The organism is Streptomyces sp. I05A-00742, from assembly GCF_013055795.1.
In the GTDB taxonomy this organism is placed as follows: domain Bacteria; phylum Actinomycetota; class Actinomycetes; order Streptomycetales; family Streptomycetaceae; genus Streptomyces.
Genome location: NZ_JABETO010000001.1, coordinates 147,552 through 166,186, shown reverse-complemented (window position 1 = coordinate 166,186; position 18,635 = coordinate 147,552). Strand labels below are relative to the sequence as shown.

Genomic DNA, 18,635 nt, shown 5'->3' with positions numbered 1-18,635 from the left:
TTCACATCTTGAACGCAATGTTGCGGAGGGGTGGTGAGATGTGACGTAGTGTCGAGATTTCGGCCGCTTCGGCGTCACCTTCTGGAAACAGAAAGGGTGGCACTCAGTGCCACCCTTTGGAAGGTGCAGGCGTCCTTTTGGTGCTCATGTGAGCGGGACCCCTATCAGAGGTGGCGAGAATCACGCCGTCGGGGGAGGGGTGCAATGGGCTTTTTGGGTGCCCCACAACTCAAACGCCGGACGGGCTGAGTCAGCCCGTCCGGCGTTTGAGGACGCGCGCCGCAGGCGCGCTCAGGGGGTGCGGGGGCCCGCCCCCGCAAGAAACGGTGAAAGGGCGGGCCCGGGGCACAACCCCCACGTCACCCCCCAGACGTGTCGAGCTCCGCCTCCGCCCCCACCCCGGAGCAGTCGTACGGATCGTCCAGCCACCCATCCGGCAGCACCACCCGATTACGCCCGGAGGTCCGCCCGCGAGGCCCATCCGCCCCCACCGGCCACGCCTGATCCAGATCGAGCCCGCTCAGAAGAGCGTCCAACTCCGCCAGGGACGACGTCACCGCCAGCTTCTTGCGCAGCTCGGAGCCGATCGAGAACCCCTTGGTGTACCAGGCGACGTGCTTGCGGAAGTCGATGACGCCCCGCTCCTCGCTCTCCAGCCACTCCCCCAGCAGCTCCGCGTGGCGCACCATCACCCGCGCCACCTCACGCAGCGTCGGAGCGGCGGCGGGCGCCCCGCCGTCGCCGTCGAACGCGGCGACGAGGTCGCCGAACAGCCATGGCCGCCCCAGACAGCCGCGGCCGACCACGACCCCGTCGCAGCCGGTCTCGCGCATCATCCGCACGGCGTCGTCCGCCGACCAGATGTCGCCGTTCCCGAGCACCGGGATCTCCGGCACGGCCTCCTTGAGCCGCGCGATGGCCTCCCAGTCGGCCGTCCCGCCGTAGTGCTGGGCGGCGGTGCGGCCGTGCAGGGCGATGGCGGTCACGCCCTCCTCGACGGCGATCCGGCCCGCGTCCAGGTAGGTGATGTGGTCGTCGTCGATGCCCTTGCGCATCTTCATGGTGACGGGCAGCGACCCGGCGTTGCCGACGGCCTCGCGCAGGATGGAGCGCAGCAGGTTCCGCTTGTACGGGAGGGCGGAGCCGCCGCCCTTGCGGGTGACCTTGGGGACGGGGCAGCCGAAGTTGAGGTCGATGTGGTCGGCCAGGTCCTCGTCCACGATCATGCGGACGGCCTTGCCGACGGTGACCGGGTCGACGCCGTAGAGCTGGATCGAGCGCGGCTTCTCGGTGCCGTCGAAGTGGATCAGCCGCATGGTCTTGGCGTCCCGCTCGACCAGCGCCCGGGTGGTGATCATCTCGCTGACGAACAGCCCCTTGCCTCCCGAGAACTCCCGGCACAGCGTGCGGAAGGGCGCGTTCGTGATCCCGGCCATGGGGGCCAGGACCACCGGCGGCTGCACCGGGTGGGGGCCGATCTGGAGCTGCGTCATGGAAGGGCTTCCTCGTTCCTGCGGGCCTGCGGTCCGGTTGCGTGCGGATCGCCTGCGGACGGTGTGCGAAGGGTGTGCGGACGAATGGGGCGACCGTCCATTGTCCCTCATCCGGCGGAGCGGATCCCGTGGCTCCGGTCACCCCGCCCGGCGCTCACCCCTCGTCGGCGATCACCAGCTTCTGGAGCTGCCGCAGCCGCTCGTGGGTCACCTCGTCGGCCGGGGTGAAGGCCAGCAGCCGGGTTCCCGCGTGGGGGCCGGTCCACAGATTGCTGTACGAGAGGTTGAGCAGGCCCACCCGCGACTGCATGTAGGCGCGCTTGCGGTTGGCGGTGGGCGGGATCACCTCGTGCTCCTCCCAGAGCTCGCGGAACTCGGGCGAGGCATCCTGCAACCGCTTGAGCAGGCACTTCCAGGCGGGCTCCGCGATGTGGTCGGCCATCGCGGCGCGGAACTTGGCGGCCATGGCCCGCTTGGCGTCCTCGCGGTCGACGACGTTGGCGTACCAGTTCTCGCTGGTGAAGTGCAGCCAGAGGCAGTTGCGCTCCTCGGGCGGCAGGGCGTCGAGGTCGCACATCACGTGCTTGTAGGTGCGGTTGTAGGCCAGGATGTCGTAGCGCGCGTTCTGCACACAGGCGGGGAACGGCTCCAGCTGCTCAAGCATCAGCCGCAGCTCCGGCGAGACGCCCGCGGACCCGGTGTCGGGCAGCGGATCGGTGACGTTCGCCAGCGCGAAGAGGTGCGACCGCTCGGCGCGGTCCAGCATCAGGGCGCGGGAGAGGGCGTCCAGGACCTGCGCGGAGACCTGGATGTCCCGCGCCTGTTCCAGCCACGTGTACCAGGTGACCCCGACGGCGGAGAGCTGTGCGACCTCCTCACGGCGCAGCCCCGGGGTGCGCCGGCGGAGGCCCCGCGGCAGACCGGCCTGTTCCGGGGTGATGCGCTCGCGGCGGCTGCGCAGGAAGGCGGCGAGCTCGCTGCGGCGGGCGACGTCGGCGCGCGGCGCGGGCCGCTCGGCAGTCGTGGTCCGCGCGGTCGTCGGGGGTCGCTCCGTGGTCGCGGAGGGCGTCTCCAGCACCATCGTCGTCATGCCTCCAGGGTGGGGCACACCCCATCCCGTTGCCAGGTACATCTTCTACCAGGATAAAGGCCCTCTGGTACCAGGCTCCGCGAGGCGTCATCGTCGTACCCGTGAGCAGCAATACGCATATATCGACGAATGCCTCCGTCGGCAGTACGACCCCGACCTCCCCCACTCTCGGTACCTCCGGCCTGATCACCGTGCTGATCGGCGGGGCGCTGCCGATGGTCGACTTCTTCATCGTCAACGTGGCCCTGCCCACCATCGACCACGACCTGCACGCCGGTCCCGCCCTGCTGGAGATGGTCGTCGGCGGCTACGGCGTGGCCTACGCCGTGCTGCTGGTGCTCGGCGGGCGGCTGGGCGACATGGTGGGCCGGCGGCGGCTGTTCCTCTGGGGAACGGCCGCGTTCGGAGTGACGTCCGTGGCGTGCGGCCTGGCGCCGGACGCCTGGACGCTGGTGGTGGCCCGGATCGCGCAGGGCGCGGCCTCGGCCCTGATGCTGCCGCAGGTGCTGGCGACGATCCAGGCCACCACCCGCGGCTCACGGCGCACCCGGGCCCTGAGCCTCTACAGCGCCACGGCCGGCGCGGCAAGCGCGGTCGGCCAGGTGCTCGGCGGGGTCCTGGTATCCGCCGACATCGCCGGCACCGGCTGGCGCTCGATCTTCCTCGTCAACGCACCGCTCTCGGCGGTCGCCCTGGTGATGGCCTTCCGTCTCATCCCCGAGACGCGCTCGGAGCACCCGACGCGGGTGGACGGCGCGGGGACGGTCCTGCTGTCGGTCGCGCTGGTCAGCCTGCTCCTGCCGCTGACGGAGGGCCGGTCGACCGGGTGGCCGGTGTGGTCGTGGGTGCTGCTGGCCGTGTTCCCGTTCGCCGCCGCGGCCTTCTGGGCGGTGGAGCGGCGGCTGGAGGCGGCCGGGCGGACGCCGCTGGTGCCGCCGTCGCTGCTGCGGGTGCCGGCGGTGCGCAGCGGGCTGGCGCTGCTGGTGCCGTTCTCGCTGGGCTGGGGCGGCTACATGTTCGTCCTGGCCGTGGTGTTCCAGGAAGGCCTGGGACTGGGTCCGCTGGCGGCGGGGCTGGCCCTGGTGCCGATGTGCGTCACGTTCTTCGTGGGATCGCTCGCCGGTCCCCGGCTGGGCGCGCGGTTCGGCCGGTACGCGGTGACGGCCGGCGCGCTGGTCCAGGGGGCGGGTCTGCTCGCGCTGACGGCGACCTTCTTCTGGGGCTGGGACGGGCTCGGCCCCTGGGGGACGACGGCGGGCCTGGCCGTCCAGGGCCTGGGCCAGGGCATGCTGCTGCCGCCCACACAGCGGGCCGTCCTGGGCGGGGTGCCCGTGGCCCAGGCGGGCGTCGGCGGCGGGGTGATGGTGACGACGCAGCAGTCCTTCATGGCGCTGGGTGTGGCGACGCTGGGCTCGCTGTTCCTGTCGCTGGCGCCGTCCATGGGGATGCGGGACGCGGTGGTGACGACGTTCGGGGTGCAGCTGGTGGCGGTGGCGGCGACCGTGGTGCTGAGCCTGCGGCTGCCGCGCGCGATGCACTGAGGGACGGGCGGGCGGACCGGCGGGCTCGCGGACCGGCGGCTCGCGGCCGGATCGCGACACACGGACACACGGACACATGGAATGACAGATATTGAAATCTGTCATTCCATGTGTCACTCTTCTGTTGTCCCCTTCTCGTCCCGTTCTCGTCCCGCTCCCGAAGGAGTCCCCCGTGCTGCACCGCACTCTCGGCACCACCGGCCCCCAGGTCTCCGCCCTCGGCCTCGGCTGCATGGGCATGTCCGCCCTCTACGGCGACGCCGACCGGGCCGAGTCGATCGCCACGATCCACGCCGCCCTCGACGCGGGCGTCACCCTGCTCGACACGGGCGACTTCTACGCCATGGGCCACAACGAGATGCTGATCGGCGAGGCGCTGCGCTCCGCCCCGGCCGACCGGCGCGAACAGGCGCTCACCAGCGTCAAGTTCGGCGCCCTGCGCGACCCGGACGGCGGCTGGGCCGGTTACGACGGCCGCCCCGCGGCGGTGAAGAACTTCGCCGCGTACTCGCTCCAGCGCCTGGGCGTCGACCACATCGACATCTACCGGATCGCCCGCGTCGACCCCGACGTGCCGATCGAGGAGACCGTCGGCGCCATCGCCGAGCTCGTCGAGGCCGGGCATGTCCGCCACGTCGGCCTCTCCGAGGTCGCCGCCGACACCATCCGCCGGGCCGCCGCGGTCACTCCGATCTCGGACCTCCAGATCGAGTACTCGCTGATCTCGCGCGGCATCGAGGAGCAGATCCTCCCCGCCTGCCGGGAGCTGGGCATCGGCGTCACCGCGTACGGCGTGCTCTCCCGCGGCCTGATCAGCGGCCACTTCGCCCGCGACCGGCAGCTCGCCGCGAACGACTTCCGAGGCATCAGCCCGCGCTTCCAGGGCGAGAACCTCCAGCGCAACCTCGACCTGGTCGACGCGCTGCGCAAGGTGGCGGGGGAGCGCGGCGCGTCCGTCGCGCAGACCGCCATCGCCTGGGTCCTCGCCCAGGGGCCCCGGCACGGCGTGGACATCGTTCCGCTGGTGGGCGCCCGCACCCGCGAACGGCTCGGCGAGGCGCTCGGCGCGCTCGACGTCGCCCTGACCGCGGACGACCTCGCCGCCATCGAGGCCGCCGTCCCCGCGGAGGCCGTCGCCGGCGAGCGGTACCCGGCGGATCAGATGGCCCACTTGGACAGCGAGCGGTGACCCGAGGCCATGGGCGGTCGTCCGACCGGGCGCGGGCGGCACCCCACGCCGCCGACGACGCCGACGCCGGGTCCGGTCCGGCTCCGGGTCGACGCCGGGTCCGGGTCGACGCCGGGTCGACGCCGGGTCCGGTCCGGCTCCGGGTCGACGCCGGGTCCGGGTCGACGCCGGGTCGACGCCGGGTCCGGTCCGGCTCCGGCTCCGGTCCGACGCCGACACCGGCTCCCGCTCCGGTCCGGCTCCGAAAGCGGGCCCAACCGGCCGCCGGCCCGCGGCCGTCCGCGCGATCCCGCACGTCCCCGTGGGATCCGACGCCACCCCCGTACGATCCGACGCCGCCCCCGCGCGGTCCCACCCCGCACCCGGCCGGAGTCCGGGCCCGCGCGGCCCGGGCCCGCCACCGGCCGGGTACGGTCGTCCCAGGCGCGCCGGCGCCGGAGGAAAGGACCCGTACCCACATGCCGCCCGAGCCCCTGACCCAAGACCGCATCCTCGAAGCCACCGAGGACGTCCTGCGCCGCTTCGGCCCGGCCAAGGCCACCGTCGTCGACGTCGCCCGCGCGCTCGGCGTCAGCCACGGCAGCGTCTACCGCCACTTCGGCAGCAAGGCCGCCCTCCGGGAGGCCGTCACCGAACGCTGGCTCGACCAGTCCCACGCGGCCCTCTCCGCCATCGCCTCCACCGACACCCCCGCCGAACGCCGCCTGCGCGACTGGCTCACCGCCCTCTTCGCCGCCAAGCGCCGCAAGGCGGGCGACGACCCCGAGCTCTTCGCGACCTACATGGTCCTCGTCGGCGAGAACAGCTCCACCGTCGAGCGCCACATCGAGACGATGATCAGCCAGATCGCCGGCATCATCGAAACAGGCGTCTCCCAGGGCGAGTTCACCGCCACCGACCCCCGCCTCACCGCCCGCGCCGTCTGGGACGCGACCAACCGCTTCCACGACCCCGCCTACGCGGCCGAGTGGTCGCAGCCCGGCATCGACGACGCCTTCGGCACGGTGTGCGGCCTGGTGCTGCGCGGACTGCACGGCTGACGTACCTGCCTTGACGTACCCGCCCTGACGTACCCGCCCTGACGCCTCCTTGACGCCGAGGTAACGCCGTCTTGATGGACCGGCGTCACCCGCCTTCCTACGCTGATCTTCTGCCCGAAATCACCGGCTCGGCAGGAGAGCTGCACTGTGAGTACACCCACGCTCACCGACGACGAGACAGTCCTCGCGCCGGCCCGGCCCCGCCCGGCGGACGGCTGGGAACGGACCGTGGACCAGGTCGCGTTCGAGACCCGGCGCGCGGCCGACGGTGCCGACTGCGGAATGGCGTTCACCTCGGCCGAACGGCTCGTCGCCTGCCTCGGGCCGGACCAGCCGTGGGTCGCCCTCCCCCTCGGCGCACTGCGCCTCCTGCTCGGCGAGGCGGGTGTGCCCCGGGTGATCGTGGACCCGCCGACCGCTCCGGCCTCGGAGGAGGCGTCCCACCAGGACGAGCGGGAGGCCTGCCGTGGCTGACCGGCTCAGGGCCACGGTCGAGCACATCGACGACGCGGGCAAGGGCTTCCACCGGGAGGCGCTGCACCTCGGGGAGTTCAAGCACCTCGCCTCACCGCCGACCCCCGGCGTCGGCGACGCCGCCCTGAGCTCGGCGCTCCTCCGGCTCAGCGAGGCGTTCGGCATCGGGCACGAGCTGCTGACGAACCTGATGGACAAGCACGGCGGCAACCTGCGAACCGCCGCCGGCGACTACCGGAACCAGGACATCGACACCCAAAAAATCTTCAACGACCTGATGGGCGACATGTCCAAGTGATCGACGACGACATCGCCGGCCTCAGGACGGTCGCCACGGACTACACCTCGGCCACCGAGAAGTACGACACCTCCTCCAAGGTCCTCAACAAAAAGGTCGGCAGCGTCATCCACGAGGCCGGCTGGACCGGTGACGGCGCGGACGCCTTCCAGACCGTGTGGGCGCACGACGGCACCATCGGCGCGGCGATGTCCGAGGCGATGTCCCAGGTGTCGGACGTCGTCACCGTGCTCTCCGAGGAACTGGAGCGGGCGAAGAGCGACCTGGGCGACGTCCAGGACACGGCCCGCGCCGCCGGCCTGACCCTCGACAGCCAGGGCGGCGCCACGGGCAAGGAGGACCAGAAGGCGGCACTGGACGCGTATCAGAAGGGACGCGACGCGGCGCTGAAACGGGCGCAGGACGCACGCCAGTTGGCGACCCACAGCCTGAACTCGGTGTTCGACCAGATGCTCGGCAAGGGCAACCCGAACCAGTACAACGGCGCCGACTACTGCACGCTGTCGGAAGTCCTGCGGGGGCTGTACACCACGCCGGCGGCTCTCACCCAGGAGAGCGCCAAGAAACTGGATCAGCTCAAGCAGAACGCCAGGGACCTGAAGCGCGAGGCGAGGAAACTGCCCAAGGGCAGCGCCGAGTGGAACGAGAAGCTGCAACAGCGCCGCACCGCCAGGGCCGATCTCAGCAGGCAACGTCTGCGTGCCGCCTCCGTCGAGGGCTGGGAGAGCCGGGTGAAGGGCAGCGGCGCGGCGCGCGTCACCATCGGTGAGATCGCCGAGAACTACCGCGTGCGCGGAGCCGGGCCGATGGGCAGGTTCGGCGCGGCCGGCACCGGGCTGACCGGCGCGATGGTCGGCTTCCAGATGTACGACGACCACCGGACGCGGGGCTGGTCGTACAAGGAGGCGTTCGCCCGTGACGCGGCACCCGCGGCCGTGGGCATGGCGGCGGGCACCTACGCCGAGGGCATGCTCGTCGGCGCCGCCGCGAGCAACCCCGCGGTCGCGGCGGGTGTCGTGACCGCCGTCGGGATCGGATACGGCGTGGGCACCTTCGGCTACGAGCTGACCCACAACGCCCATTGGGGCAGCAATATCCACAAGTACGGTGTCGTCGACGGGATCGGCCACAGCTTCGCCGACGCGGGCCAGGCCTGGGTGGACAACGACGTCAAGGCCATGTGGCACAAGGGCGAGGACACCGCCAAGGCCGCCTGGCACAAGGGGTCGAGCGGCGTGAAGAAAGTCTGGCATGGCATCTTCGGCTGACAAACGGCGTCATGTGAATCCACCGGCCGGGCAAGCGCCGTCGGGTGCGGCGATGCGGTTCGGCGGCACCCTGCTCGTCCTCGCCGGGCTGCTGTTCGGAACGTTCGCCGCCGGCATCGCGAGCCATGCGTCGGGGGTGCTGGGAACCCGCGGGACCTTCACGGTCGAGCAGTGCGAGCACCGGCCGACGACGCAGCGCGGCGGCGGCCGCGGGGCGGACACCGTCCAGTGCTCGGGCACCTTCCGCCCCTCGGACGGCGGCGGGACGAGGACCGGCCTCGACATCGACCGCGACTACGAGGCGGGCCGGCAGGTCACCGCTTCCTGCGACTTCATCGGCATCTGCTACAAGATCGACCGGGTGAACGCCTGCGGCTGGTTCGCCGGGCTCCTGGCCGCCCTGTCGCTGGTGTGCCTCGGCGGCCCGGCGGTGATCCACGGTGCCGCATGGCGGCGGGCGGAGCGCCACCACCGGGGACGCGTGACGCAGCGGCGGCTGGTCAAGGGGCTCTTCTGGCCGGCCCTCGGCCTCCTCGTGGTGTACGTGGTACTGCGCAACACCCTGTGAGCACCCTGAGAACGACCGCGGCGGGCAGGACGCCCCGTCACCCCACCCCGAGGAACCGCAGCACCGCCAGCACCCGCCGGTGGTCCGCGTCGGCCTTCGGGAGGTCGAGCTTGGCGAGGATGTTGTTGATGTGCTTGGCGACGGCGCTCTCGCTGACGACGAGCTGGGCGGCGATGCCCGCGTTGGAGCGCCCGCCGGCCATGAGTTCCAGGACCTCGCGCTCGCGCGGGGTGAGGCGGTCGAGGGGGCTGCTGTGGCGGCGGACGAGGAGCTGGGAGACCACCTGCGGGTCGAGGGCCGTGCCGCCGGCCGCGACCCGGCGGAGGGCGTCGATGAACTCCTCGACGTCGGCGACGCGTTGCTTGAGCAGGTAGCCGACGCCCCGGGTGTCGCCGGTGAGCAGGTCGGCGGCGTACCGTTCCTCGACGTACTGGGAGAGGAGCAGGACGGCGATCTCCGGCCACTGCCGGCGGATGACGAGGGCGGCGCGGACGCCCTCGTCGGTGAAGCCGGGCGGCATCCGGACGTCGCAGACGGCGATGTCCGGCCGGTGTTCCTCCACGGCCGCGAGCAGGGCCTCCGCGTCACCGGCCTCGGCCACCACCTCGAATCCCGCCGCTTCCAGGACTTTCACCAGCCCCACCCGCAGCAGGACGGAATCCTCGGCGATCACGGCGCGCACGGCAGCTCCACAGTCACAACGGTCGGGCCCCCGACGGGGCTGCTGATCGAGAACGTGCCGTCCACCGACGCGACCCGTTTGGCGAGTCCCGCCAGGCCCGTACCGCCCGTCTCGTCCGCCCCGCCCACGCCGTCGTCGGAGACGACCACCAGCAGTATCCCCCCGAAGCGTTCGACCGTGACATCCGCCCGGGACGCCTGGGAGTGCTTGACCACATTGGCGAGCGCCTCGGAGACGACGAAGTAGGCCACGGCCTCGATCGCGGGCGCGGGCCGCGACGGCAGGTCCACCCGGACGCGGACGGGCAGCGGGGCGCGTTCCGCGATGCCGGACAGGGCCGCGTCCAGGCCGCGGTCCTCCAGGACGGCCGGGTGCAGGCCGCGGACGAGGTCGCCGAGTTCCTGGATGGCCGCCTTCGCCTCGCGGTGGGCCTCGTCGATGACCTTGCGCGCGTCCTCCGGCAAATCCGTCAGCGTGACCTTCGCCAGGCCCAGGTTGACCGCCATCGACACCAGCCGCTGCTGCGCCCCGTCGTGCAGGTCCCGCTCGATGCGCCGCCGCTCGGCGTCCGCGGCGTCCACGACACCCGCCCTGCTCTCCGTCACCTCCTCGACACGGCGGGCCAGCCGCTCGGCGGGGGTGGGCCCGAGGCGGCTCAGCGCGGCGCGCGCGTCGAGACGGGCGAGCGCCTTCATCAGCCAGGCGGTTCCGTACAGCCCGGCGAAGCCGATGACCGTCACGTACACGGCCTCCGTCGTATAGCCGAGGTTGGCCGTCCGGACGTCGGCCGGCAGGGCCCAGACCCAGACGTACGTGGTGGCCGCCGCGGCTGCCACGACCCCCACGAGCAGCGCCGTCGCGGCGGCCGCGGTGATCAGGGGCCCGATCACCAGGTGGTACTGGACCTGCCGCCGGAAGCGCTCGGACCGCAGCCCGTCCCGCAGCCCCTCCCGCAATCCCGTCTTCCCTTCCGGCCGGGGTATGTCCACCCCGAGCCACCTCCGGAAGCGCGCCCGCTGCACCGCCGTCAGCACGGGCGAGGCCGCCGCCAGGACGACGAGCATCCCGAACAGCGCCGCCAGCACGCTCAGCGCCCGCGTCGGCCCACCGTTCAGCCACGGCACCACGAAGACCGTCAGGGCGACGGCTTGGACGAGACCGCCGAAGACGTGGAAGACGACCGGCCTGCCGGCGTTCTCGAAGGGCCGCAGCAGCGGGCGCGGATCGGTGGGGATGTGCATGGAACGAACCGTAGATGCGCAGGTCGGACCGGGTCCATGTCGCTGTTGTCCGTCCCGGGGGTGCAACCAGTGCCACCCCGGGACGGACAGCAGCGCCAGTGACCGGGGCCGTCCGTGACGCGATCGTTGAGGACGCCACCCCGCCCCGTCAGCCCGCTCGCCGAAGGAGCCGTCGATGACCGTCCTCGAACTCCCCTGCCGCGCACCGTCCCCGAGTGACGCCGTGAACGGGGAGGGAACGGCCGAGGTCATCCCGCTCCACACCCCCGAGCCCCCCGCGCCCCGGCCGCGCCCCCGCCTCCTCGGCTACGCCCTGGCCGCCTGCGGCATCGCCCTCCTGCCCTGGCTGTTCGTCCTCGCCACGAGCCTGCCGGCCGAGACGACCGCCTCGAAGTGGTCCGCGGCCTGGGTCGGCCTCGACGCGCTGGAAGCCCTCGCCCTCATCACGACGGGCACCCTGGCCGTACGCCGCCACTCCCTCCACACGCTCACGGCGGCGGCCACCTCCGCCCTGCTGGTCGTCGACGCCTGGTTCGACGTGATGACGGCCGCCCCGGGCGCGGACCTGGCCTCGGCCCTGCTGATGGCCCTCGCCGCCGAGCTGCCCCTGGCCGCGGTGTGCGGGGTGGTGGCGGTACGGGGACACGGCCGCCGCACCCGGCACATGGGCTGAACACGTTAGGCTAAAAGCGTGCAAACGCTTGAATACCGCCCCACATTCCACCGGCTGAGGTGGTGCTTCGCCGCCGTCGTCCTCCTCGGAGTGGCCGCCGCGTGCTGGGTCACGTTCGGCATGGGCTGGGAGGAGTTCTGCCGGCGCGCAGCCGACGAACCGCGCAACGGCAGCCTGCGGCAGGCGTACATCAGCCTCCTGATCTTCGTGCCCCTCGCCCTCTTCGGCTACCACTGGAGCGCCGGACGCACCCGCCTCGACGACGACGGCATCCGGACCAGGACCCCTCTGCGGCGGCAGTTCATCCCCTGGCACGACATCACGTCCATCGAGGTCGACAGGGCGCAGTACTCGTACCGCGGCCGTCGCGGCGATCCCATGTACCGGATCCGGCTCGACCTGACGGACGGCAGAAGCTTCTGCCTGCCCGCCCCCGCCTCCGACGAGTTCGACTCCGCCCTGGAGGCGGCCAAGGGCGAGATCATCCGCCGCTGGAAGACGAAGACCGCCTGACCTCGCGGGGCGCGGCGCCCCCGCGTCAGTCGCCCTGCGACCACGCGGCGACCGGCAGCGACAGATAGACCCCGAACTCCCGGAGCCCGGTCGCCGTCCGCACGCCGTCATGCAGCAGATCCACCCGCTCCTGCCGGTTGACCGCCCGGCTCTCGAACCACTTCGACCGCACCTCGATCACGACATCCAGCCCACTGCGGTCCAGGGGCCCCAGCCGCCGGAAGCGCACCTCCACGTCCCCCGGCCGCAGCTGCCCGTCGTACGGCTCCTCGGGACACTCCACCGCCAGCGACACCAAGTGCGGCAGCACCGCCCCCAGTTCACAGAGCGTCGCCTCGGCGACATGCGGCGCGCAGGTGACCTCCACGAGTGGCATCCGCCCACCCTACGCACCACCCGCACCAAGCGGCACTCTTCACCGCTTCCACACCACGCGCCTACCGTCCTCCCCTCCCTCTGCGAACCGCGCGAGCAACGCACGCACCTCCCCCGCCCCCGCCAGCACTCCGTCCTCATGCGGCACCGGAAGCAGCCAGAATCCGCCCGGCCCCTCCCGCCGCCCCGGATGCGGCACCCGCAGATACCGCAGATGATCGTCCGCCCCCACGGCCCTCGTGCCCCCGACAGCCCACGTCCGCGCGATCCCCGCCCGCACCAGGACGCTGTACACGTCCCTCCTCCGCGTCACCACCACGCCGTACCCGATCCCCGCGCCCCGGAACGCCTCCTCGACCACGTCATCCGTCCTCACCCCGGCGATCCCGCCCTCCACCGCTCCCGCCGGGAGGTGGATCACGTCGAACCGCCGCCCGATCTCGATCGCAGGCGTCCTGCCCCCGGCCCACGCCTCGTGAATCTCCCGGGGGCGCGTGGCCCTGGACACCAGCCACAGGGCACCGGGGTGGTTCTGCGTGGGGTACATGGCAGCCAAAGGCGCGTACCTCATACGGACACCTCCACCGAGGCGGCCGGGTCCACCCTCCAGAACGAGGTCACCACCGCGCAGTACGTACGGTGCCCCGGGTGCAACCGCGCATGCTTCAACGCCCACACCTCGGCACCCAGCGGGTCGCCCTCGCTCGTCCTCGACGTCTTCCGGCACCCCCTGCACTGAAACTCGTACAGCGGCTCGTCCGGCATCCCCTGCCCGGCATCCCTGCTGAGCATCAACGCCGCCACCCCGGGCACCCCCGTCACCGCCGCCTCCCGTGCGGGTGTCGCCGCAGCTCCACGTTGCAGTCGACCACCCGCGAGAGGTCACCGGCCCGCCCCGCGGCGTCCCGCTGCCGCGCGAGGGCTTCACAGACGTCACATCCGGGTTCCGGGGCGGGCCCCTTCACGGGCGGCACCGGCGGGACGACACCCGAGGCGGCATCGGCCAGGACGGCGCGACGGGCGCGGTCCTGTGAGGTTCGGTGGTGTGGCATGTTCGGCTCCACGCACAGACGATGTGTTGGCCGTCATATCGTCCTGGCACGGAAGGGCCGGAACTGTCAGAGCCCGCTGACAGCCGGGGCCATGGGTTGACGCTCGGCTACGCGCCCAACCAAGCACCGAAGTTGATGAAATCGTCGGGCATGCGGCGCTTCGCCGACTCCAGACCGGAGTAGGTCTCCCGCACGATCGGGTGGTAACGGGTCTGCTGCGGCGCCAGCTTGCGGGCCTCCAGCAGGTTGCGGAAGGCCGCTTCCGTACGGCCGGTCCACATCTGGGCGCGCGCCACCTCTGCGTAGTGGTGGGACATCCGGGACAGCGGCCAGTCACTGGGCAGTTGGATGTCCCGTGCCTTGTCCACGGCCGCGCCGTACTCGTCCAGCTCGGCCAGGACGCTCACCCGGTGCGCACCGACGTTGGCCGGTCCGAAGGCCAGCCAGTGCACCTTCTCGGCCGGGCCCGTCCGATCGGCGATCTGGCCCGCCTCGGCGAGGTGGCCCTCGGCCGTGTCACTGTCCTTGGCCCGGCCGGCCAGCACCGCTGCCCCCAAGTGCAGCTGCCCGGTGACAACATCGCGCTCCTGCCCGGCGGCTGCCTGCTCCAGCCTGGCCATCCCGAGCCGGATCAGCCGCTTCCCCGTGCGGTAGTCACTGGCCCGGAGGTAGGCCAAGGCCCGCAGGTACTGGCGCATCCCCCCGAGCACAGGGTCGGAAGCCCGCTGCGCGGCCCACTCCAGGCGGTCCAGGGCGATCGCCGCGAGGTCGATGAACCCCAGCTTCGTGGCGACGTCGTACGCGGTCCGGTAGCCGCTGGCGAGCGTCCGCCACGCCTCGGTCGTCCCCTCCGCGTGCGCGACCGTGGTCGCCTCGCAGATCAGGGACGGCAGCTCGGCCGCCGCCTGCTTGATGTCGGTGGCCCGGATCAGCATGCACAGCTCTTCGGCCTTGGACGTCAGTTCGCCCAGGCCGCGCGGGGCGAGATCGGGGTCCACGCCGAGGTCGTACACGTTGAGCGCCTCACGGATCGGGTTGATCAATCCGTCGAGGTGGTCCTGCCGCAGCTCTTCGAGGTACGGCTGCCCCGTCAACTCGACCACGGGAACCGACAGGGCACGCGCGAGAGAGCCGATCACGGAGGGGCTGGCCGGCATCTGCCCCTGTTCCACCTTCGTCAGGGTGCTGTACGAAACGTTGCTCCGGTCGGCCAGTTCGCGCTGAGTCAGTCGGCGACGCTTCCGCGTCGTCGCAATTCGCGCACCGGTGTGTTCCGACATGCTGAACTCCGATCTGCTCGACACCAGGACGATACCCCTCTCGATTGTCGACCCCGGGCGCATCCGGAGCCACCGGCCGTCTCCCGGGCCGGACATGGACCGGCTGCGGAGGGGGATGCAGGACAGTCTCAGTAGAGCGGGAAAGCCCAGCCGCCGGGGTACCAGGGTTCGCGTTCGCCGCGGAAGGCTGCCGAGGCGAGGGAGAGGGCGCCGCGACGCAGTTCCTCCACGAGACCGGCAGCAGCGAGAGCGGTCAGCGAGGTGCCGCCGAGGAAGGCGGCGCCGAGTTCCGCCACCGTCAGCCGTATGTCGGCCGGGGCGGACGTGGGCTCGCACGTGGCGCTCCCCGTTTCCGCCTGGAGCCGGTGGCGTACGCTGTTCCACGGGCAGAAGTCGTCCCGCACGTCCAGCACAAGGTCCAGCGGACGGCTGTAACTCCGGCCCGCCAGGGCCTTGTCGACGTCGGCCAGCCGCAGCCACAGGCGGTCCACCGGCGTGGCCTGCACCGCTCGCGGCTCGACCAGCAGGTGCTGCAACGGCTCGTCCACGGCGCCCTCGTAGTCGACCCACGTCACCAGGTCGATCCCGGCGAGGAAGCGCCACAGCGCCGCATACGACGGGAGCGAGCACGCCGCCAGCTCCACCACCTCCACCACCCCGGCACTGCCGCCGAGCCCGTCGGGTGCGGAGCTGTGCCGGTAGAGCGCGTAGCCGGTGGGACGTCCGTCGCGCTCCTGGTGCACAGCGAACCGGAGCGCAGTCGCCGTACCGCGCCGGTGCGGATAGTCGGCGAGACGCACCGCCCAGTGGGGTGTTTGCCGGTCGGGCCAGCCGACCGAGGCGGTGCGGACCTGGTCGTAGATCCCCTCCAGGAGGGGACGGGCCTGGACGGCGTGCTTCAGCCGGACGGTCCCCTCACCGAAGTCGGTGTCAGGGCGGAACCGCATGGCACGTCGGTCGCAGCGCATCCGGTTGCCGACTGTCGCGGGTCCGTAGCCGTACCGTCCGTAGATGCCGGCCTCGGAGGGACGGAGCCCGGCGATCGGTTCGCGCTGCTGCTCGTGCAGGTCGGTCAGCTGGGCGCGCATCATCGAGGTGAGGATGCCGCGACGGCGATGCGTCGGGGCCACCCCCACGGAGGCGACCCCCGCAACGGGCAGGACACCTCCGGGCACGGTCAGCATCCGGCGGTAGACGGAGGCTCCCGCGACCGGCTCGCCTTCGTCGAACACGGCCAGAGTGCGGGCGAGATCCGTCGCCGCTCGCTGATCGGCCAGTTCCTCCTTCGATCGATCCATGCCGTAGGTGTCGGCAATCATGCGCGCCCAGGGCACGAACTCGTGCTCTGCAACGCGGCGAAGCTGGAACTGAGAAGCGGCCATCGGCAATACGTACAGCACATTGGATCGAGTTGACGAACCGGCCCACCCGCATCCTGGACAACGGCCAGGCCCATCGCCTGTCGCGCCGCCGCTGAGATGCGGCTCCCCGCACAGCCAGCATTATGAACGTGCCGCAAATCCACCACACTTGACCGCGCAACCACCCCTCACATCTCCCCACACTCCTCCCACCCCTCAGGGCACAGCTGCGGGGACGGGTGAACCCTCCTCCGGTAGATACGGGCGGCACCAGCTTCTCCACCCAGGCGACCCAGCGGTCCCTTCCTCGCCGAACACTCCACCAGCCCCCACGGTATGGGTCCGGAAGCGGGGCGGCATTGCGCCTGTTCGACCGGCTCTTTCGTCTCGGGCCCTCCGGGCCCAAAGCGGCTGACTACGCGGAGCGGGGGCCAGGGCCCGGCAGTTGACTGCGGGTACATCGCAGTGCGGGTGGGGCGGCAGCGGTGGGCGGTTTACATGGCGGGTGCTCGGCCGACCCCTGTTTCGTCGTTGCGCGCACGTCAAAAGCGGCCGGCTGGGCAGTAGCAGGGGGCGGCGGGCGCGAGTTGGCCGGTGCGGCCTCTGGATGGCCGGTGTGGTGTGACGGAAGGGACGAGGGGTGTTGGTGGTCCGGGGCTCGGGCAGAAGTGGTGGATCGGAGCGGGTTTTCGGGCCGACACGCCGTGTTGGGCCGCTCAGATCTACCACTTCCCGCCCTCACCGGCCCGGCAGCCGGACGACCGGCCCGGCCGCACGCCCATCTCCCCGCAGCCAGCCGCTTTTCGGCGCGCGCAACGACGAGAGGGACGGACGGCCGAACACCCGCCATGTAAGCCGCCCACCGCTGCCGCCCCGCACCCGCACCTGCCGCCGGGCATCCCTCCCCGCAGCTGGCCGTGTTCCGGCGGGCGCGCGACAACGAAACCGGGGTGGACGGGGCCAAGCCCCCGGCCACGTGAACCGCCCGCCCGAGGGAAGCGGAACGGTCAGGTGCCCTCCGGCACCTTTGGCTCGATGATGCTGTCCGGCCCCGGATAGATCAGCTGTTCACGGCCGTCCGTGAACCTGACCAAGTACGGCGGCGCACCGTCCGGGCCGCGCACCTCCACGATCTCGCCCTGTCGGTCCTTCAGCCCCACCGCCCGTGAATGGATGTGGAGGATGTCCCCGACCGTTGCCTGCATGCGATCCTCCGGTCACCTTCGTAACCATCAAGCTGGATGAGAAGGACTACCCCCACACCACCACTGTCATCCCCTTGGCCAGATGCTTGTCCGGCCAGAAGAGCAACAGCTCGTTCCGCGCCGTCTGCCCGTCAGTCAACGGCACACCGGGCCGACGAACAAACGACCGGTGTTCCGAAACACAACGGCCTAGGATCGGGCCTCATGCTCTCCCGTCCCTCCTTCATCGATGACGACACGATCGCCGACGCGGTCACCGCGCACTGGCTGTCGCATGACGTCACCCAAGTCGACTATCTCCCTTGGGGATTCGGCGCCCACCACTGGCGGGTGACCGGCGGTGGTGCGACGTTGTTCGTGACGCTGGACCAGCTGGCGCCCCGCCACACCGGGGCCTCGCTGGAGGCCGCCTACGCGGGGGCCGCCGAGCTGGCCGCGGCCGGTCTGGAGGTGGTGTGCGCGCCGGTGCCCGCCCGGAGCGGGACGTTCACCGTCGAGGTGGGGGCCGGGGCGCTGAGTGTGACGCCGTGGCTGGACGGGCGGACGCCGACCGAGGCGGAGGCCGGGCGTCCGGAGCATGTGGGCGAGCTCGTCGACGCGCTCGCCGCGCTGCACCGAGCCGTGCCGCCGCAGGGCCTGCGGCCCTGGGCCCCGCGGGTGGGCCCCGGGTTCGCGGACGCGTTGCGGGTCCGCGCGGCCCGGCCCTGGGCGTCCGGACCGTTCGCGGAGGAGGCCAGGAGCGCGATCGCCGCACGCGGCGCCGCGATCGGGCGCTGGACGGACCGGTACCTCGAACTGGCCGGCGTCGCGCTCTCGCGCCGGGACGGCTGGGTGCCGACCCATGGGGAGCCGCACAACGACAACCAGCTCGTCGGCGCGTTCGGGCTGAGGCTGGTCGACTGGGAGTCGCTGAGCCTCGCACCGCGCGAGCGGGACTACTCGGACCTGCTCACCGTCGGTGCGAGTGACCGCCTGGACGCCGACCCGGCGATGGTCGAACTGTTCGCCCTCGACTGGCGCCTCTCCGAAATCGCCGAGTACGCCGACTGGTTCGCCGCCCCGCACACCGGCACCGAAGACGACCGCACCGCCCTGGAAGGGCTGCACGAGGAGCTGTCGGAGGAGTGAGATGAGGAGTGAGACGGGGAGTGGGGCGGTACGCGGCCGCCCCCGCCGCAGGATGGGGCCGGTCAGACAGGCCACGCTCGTGGCCCTCGGCTGACGCCCAGCCGCCGGTCGGTCCGTAACCACCCCCGCGCAGACCGGGGAGTCTGCCGTTCTCCCGTGCCGGC

General features: G+C 71.9%; 21 protein-coding genes. 10 read left to right on the top strand and 11 right to left on the bottom strand.

Features of this window, described 5'->3' with window-relative positions; all coding sequences use genetic code 11:
• Positions 1 to 359: 359 nt before the first annotated feature.
• Both dusB and HN013_RS00760 read right to left on the bottom strand, forming a co-directional pair.
• Entirely contained in the window at positions 360 to 1,493 is a 1,134-nt protein-coding gene (gene dusB / locus HN013_RS00765) for a tRNA dihydrouridine synthase DusB (protein WP_171161771.1), read from the bottom strand.
• A gap of 154 nt (positions 1,494 to 1,647) precedes the next feature.
• Complete coding sequence (locus tag HN013_RS00760; RefSeq protein WP_398977996.1) at positions 1,648 to 2,574, bottom strand: helix-turn-helix transcriptional regulator; 927 nt, start codon at positions 2,572 to 2,574, stop codon at positions 1,648 to 1,650.
• A 110-nt stretch (positions 2,575 to 2,684) separates the two neighbouring features.
• On the opposite strand from HN013_RS00760, the gene HN013_RS00755 reads away from it, so the two are divergent.
• The 7 genes from HN013_RS00755 (at position 2,685) to HN013_RS00725 (ending at position 8,961) form a co-directional block, all read left to right on the top strand.
• Positions 2,685 to 4,124 carry an MFS transporter gene (locus HN013_RS00755; RefSeq protein WP_171161767.1) on the top strand — a complete coding sequence of 480 codons (1,440 nt, stop codon included), beginning with the start codon at positions 2,685 to 2,687 and terminating at the stop codon, positions 4,122 to 4,124.
• A 172-nt stretch (positions 4,125 to 4,296) separates the two neighbouring features.
• The gene (locus HN013_RS00750) at positions 4,297 to 5,313 is read left to right on the top strand and encodes an aldo/keto reductase (RefSeq protein WP_312018446.1); all 1,017 of its coding nucleotides are present in this window, start codon (positions 4,297 to 4,299) and stop codon (positions 5,311 to 5,313) included.
• Positions 5,314 to 5,771: 458 nt separating this feature from the next.
• The gene (locus HN013_RS00745; protein WP_171161765.1) at positions 5,772 to 6,353 is read left to right on the top strand and encodes a TetR family transcriptional regulator; all 582 of its coding nucleotides are present in this window, start codon (positions 5,772 to 5,774) and stop codon (positions 6,351 to 6,353) included.
• Between the two features lie 147 nt (positions 6,354 to 6,500).
• On the top strand, positions 6,501 to 6,827 hold the full coding sequence (locus tag HN013_RS00740; RefSeq protein WP_171161763.1) for an SAV_915 family protein: 327 nt from the start codon (positions 6,501 to 6,503) through the stop codon (positions 6,825 to 6,827).
• Complete coding sequence (locus tag HN013_RS00735; protein ID WP_171161760.1) at positions 6,820 to 7,125, top strand: DUF6317 family protein; 306 nt, start codon at positions 6,820 to 6,822, stop codon at positions 7,123 to 7,125. Before HN013_RS00740 ends, HN013_RS00735 begins: the two co-directional genes overlap by 8 nt.
• On the top strand, positions 7,122 to 8,393 hold the full coding sequence (locus HN013_RS00730) for a hypothetical protein (protein WP_171161758.1): 1,272 nt from the start codon (positions 7,122 to 7,124) through the stop codon (positions 8,391 to 8,393). Before HN013_RS00735 ends, HN013_RS00730 begins: the two co-directional genes overlap by 4 nt.
• The gene (locus HN013_RS00725) at positions 8,377 to 8,961 is read left to right on the top strand and encodes a hypothetical protein (RefSeq protein WP_171161756.1); all 585 of its coding nucleotides are present in this window, start codon (positions 8,377 to 8,379) and stop codon (positions 8,959 to 8,961) included. Before HN013_RS00730 ends, HN013_RS00725 begins: the two co-directional genes overlap by 17 nt.
• 37 nt (positions 8,962 to 8,998) lie before the next feature.
• On the opposite strand, the gene HN013_RS00720 is transcribed toward HN013_RS00725, so the two are convergent.
• Both HN013_RS00720 and HN013_RS00715 read right to left on the bottom strand, forming a co-directional pair.
• Positions 8,999 to 9,643 carry a response regulator transcription factor gene (locus HN013_RS00720; RefSeq protein ID WP_171161754.1) on the bottom strand — a complete coding sequence of 215 codons (645 nt, stop codon included), beginning with the start codon at positions 9,641 to 9,643 and terminating at the stop codon, positions 8,999 to 9,001.
• Positions 9,631 to 10,884 (bottom strand): sensor histidine kinase, encoded by a 1,254-nt coding sequence (locus HN013_RS00715; protein WP_171161752.1) that lies wholly within the window; start codon positions 10,882 to 10,884, stop codon positions 9,631 to 9,633. The genes HN013_RS00720 and HN013_RS00715 overlap by 13 nt, the downstream gene beginning before the upstream one ends.
• Positions 10,885 to 11,059: 175 nt before the next feature.
• Between HN013_RS00715 and HN013_RS00710 the strand changes: the two genes are divergently transcribed.
• The gene (locus HN013_RS00710; RefSeq protein WP_171161750.1) at positions 11,060 to 11,557 is read left to right on the top strand and encodes a hypothetical protein; all 498 of its coding nucleotides are present in this window, start codon (positions 11,060 to 11,062) and stop codon (positions 11,555 to 11,557) included.
• A gap of 18 nt (positions 11,558 to 11,575) precedes the next feature.
• Complete coding sequence (locus tag HN013_RS00705; protein ID WP_171161748.1) at positions 11,576 to 12,070, top strand: PH domain-containing protein; 495 nt, start codon at positions 11,576 to 11,578, stop codon at positions 12,068 to 12,070.
• A gap of 25 nt (positions 12,071 to 12,095) precedes the next feature.
• Here HN013_RS00705 and HN013_RS00700 read toward each other — a convergent pair whose 3' ends face one another.
• The 7 genes from HN013_RS00700 to HN013_RS00670 form a co-directional block, all read right to left on the bottom strand.
• Positions 12,096 to 12,446, bottom strand: coding sequence for a hypothetical protein (locus tag HN013_RS00700; RefSeq protein WP_171161746.1), 351 nt, complete (start codon positions 12,444 to 12,446; stop codon positions 12,096 to 12,098).
• Positions 12,447 to 12,485: 39 nt separating this feature from the next.
• Positions 12,486 to 13,016, bottom strand: a complete 531-nt coding sequence (locus HN013_RS00695) for a hypothetical protein (RefSeq protein ID WP_171161745.1) — start codon at positions 13,014 to 13,016, stop codon at positions 12,486 to 12,488.
• Positions 13,013 to 13,237 (bottom strand): hypothetical protein, encoded by a 225-nt coding sequence (locus HN013_RS00690; RefSeq protein WP_171161744.1) that lies wholly within the window; start codon positions 13,235 to 13,237, stop codon positions 13,013 to 13,015. Before HN013_RS00690 ends, HN013_RS00695 begins: the two co-directional genes overlap by 4 nt.
• A gap of 26 nt (positions 13,238 to 13,263) precedes the next feature.
• Positions 13,264 to 13,497 (bottom strand): hypothetical protein, encoded by a 234-nt coding sequence (locus HN013_RS00685; protein WP_249374631.1) that lies wholly within the window; start codon positions 13,495 to 13,497, stop codon positions 13,264 to 13,266.
• 107 nt (positions 13,498 to 13,604) lie between these two features.
• Positions 13,605 to 14,777, bottom strand: a complete 1,173-nt coding sequence (locus HN013_RS00680; protein ID WP_171161743.1) for a helix-turn-helix domain-containing protein — start codon at positions 14,775 to 14,777, stop codon at positions 13,605 to 13,607.
• A gap of 128 nt (positions 14,778 to 14,905) precedes the next feature.
• Positions 14,906 to 16,159 carry a GNAT family N-acetyltransferase gene (locus HN013_RS00675; protein WP_171161742.1) on the bottom strand — a complete coding sequence of 418 codons (1,254 nt, stop codon included), beginning with the start codon at positions 16,157 to 16,159 and terminating at the stop codon, positions 14,906 to 14,908.
• Between the two features lie 986 nt (positions 16,160 to 17,145).
• Positions 17,146 to 17,343 carry a DUF1918 domain-containing protein gene (locus HN013_RS00670; RefSeq protein WP_171161741.1) on the bottom strand — a complete coding sequence of 66 codons (198 nt, stop codon included), beginning with the start codon at positions 17,341 to 17,343 and terminating at the stop codon, positions 17,146 to 17,148.
• Positions 17,344 to 17,547: 204 nt separating this feature from the next.
• Here HN013_RS00670 and HN013_RS00665 point away from each other — a divergent pair, with 204 nt between their 5' ends.
• Positions 17,548 to 18,471 (top strand): phosphotransferase, encoded by a 924-nt coding sequence (locus HN013_RS00665; protein WP_171161739.1) that lies wholly within the window; start codon positions 17,548 to 17,550, stop codon positions 18,469 to 18,471.
• The last annotated feature ends 164 nt before the right edge of the window (positions 18,472 to 18,635 follow it).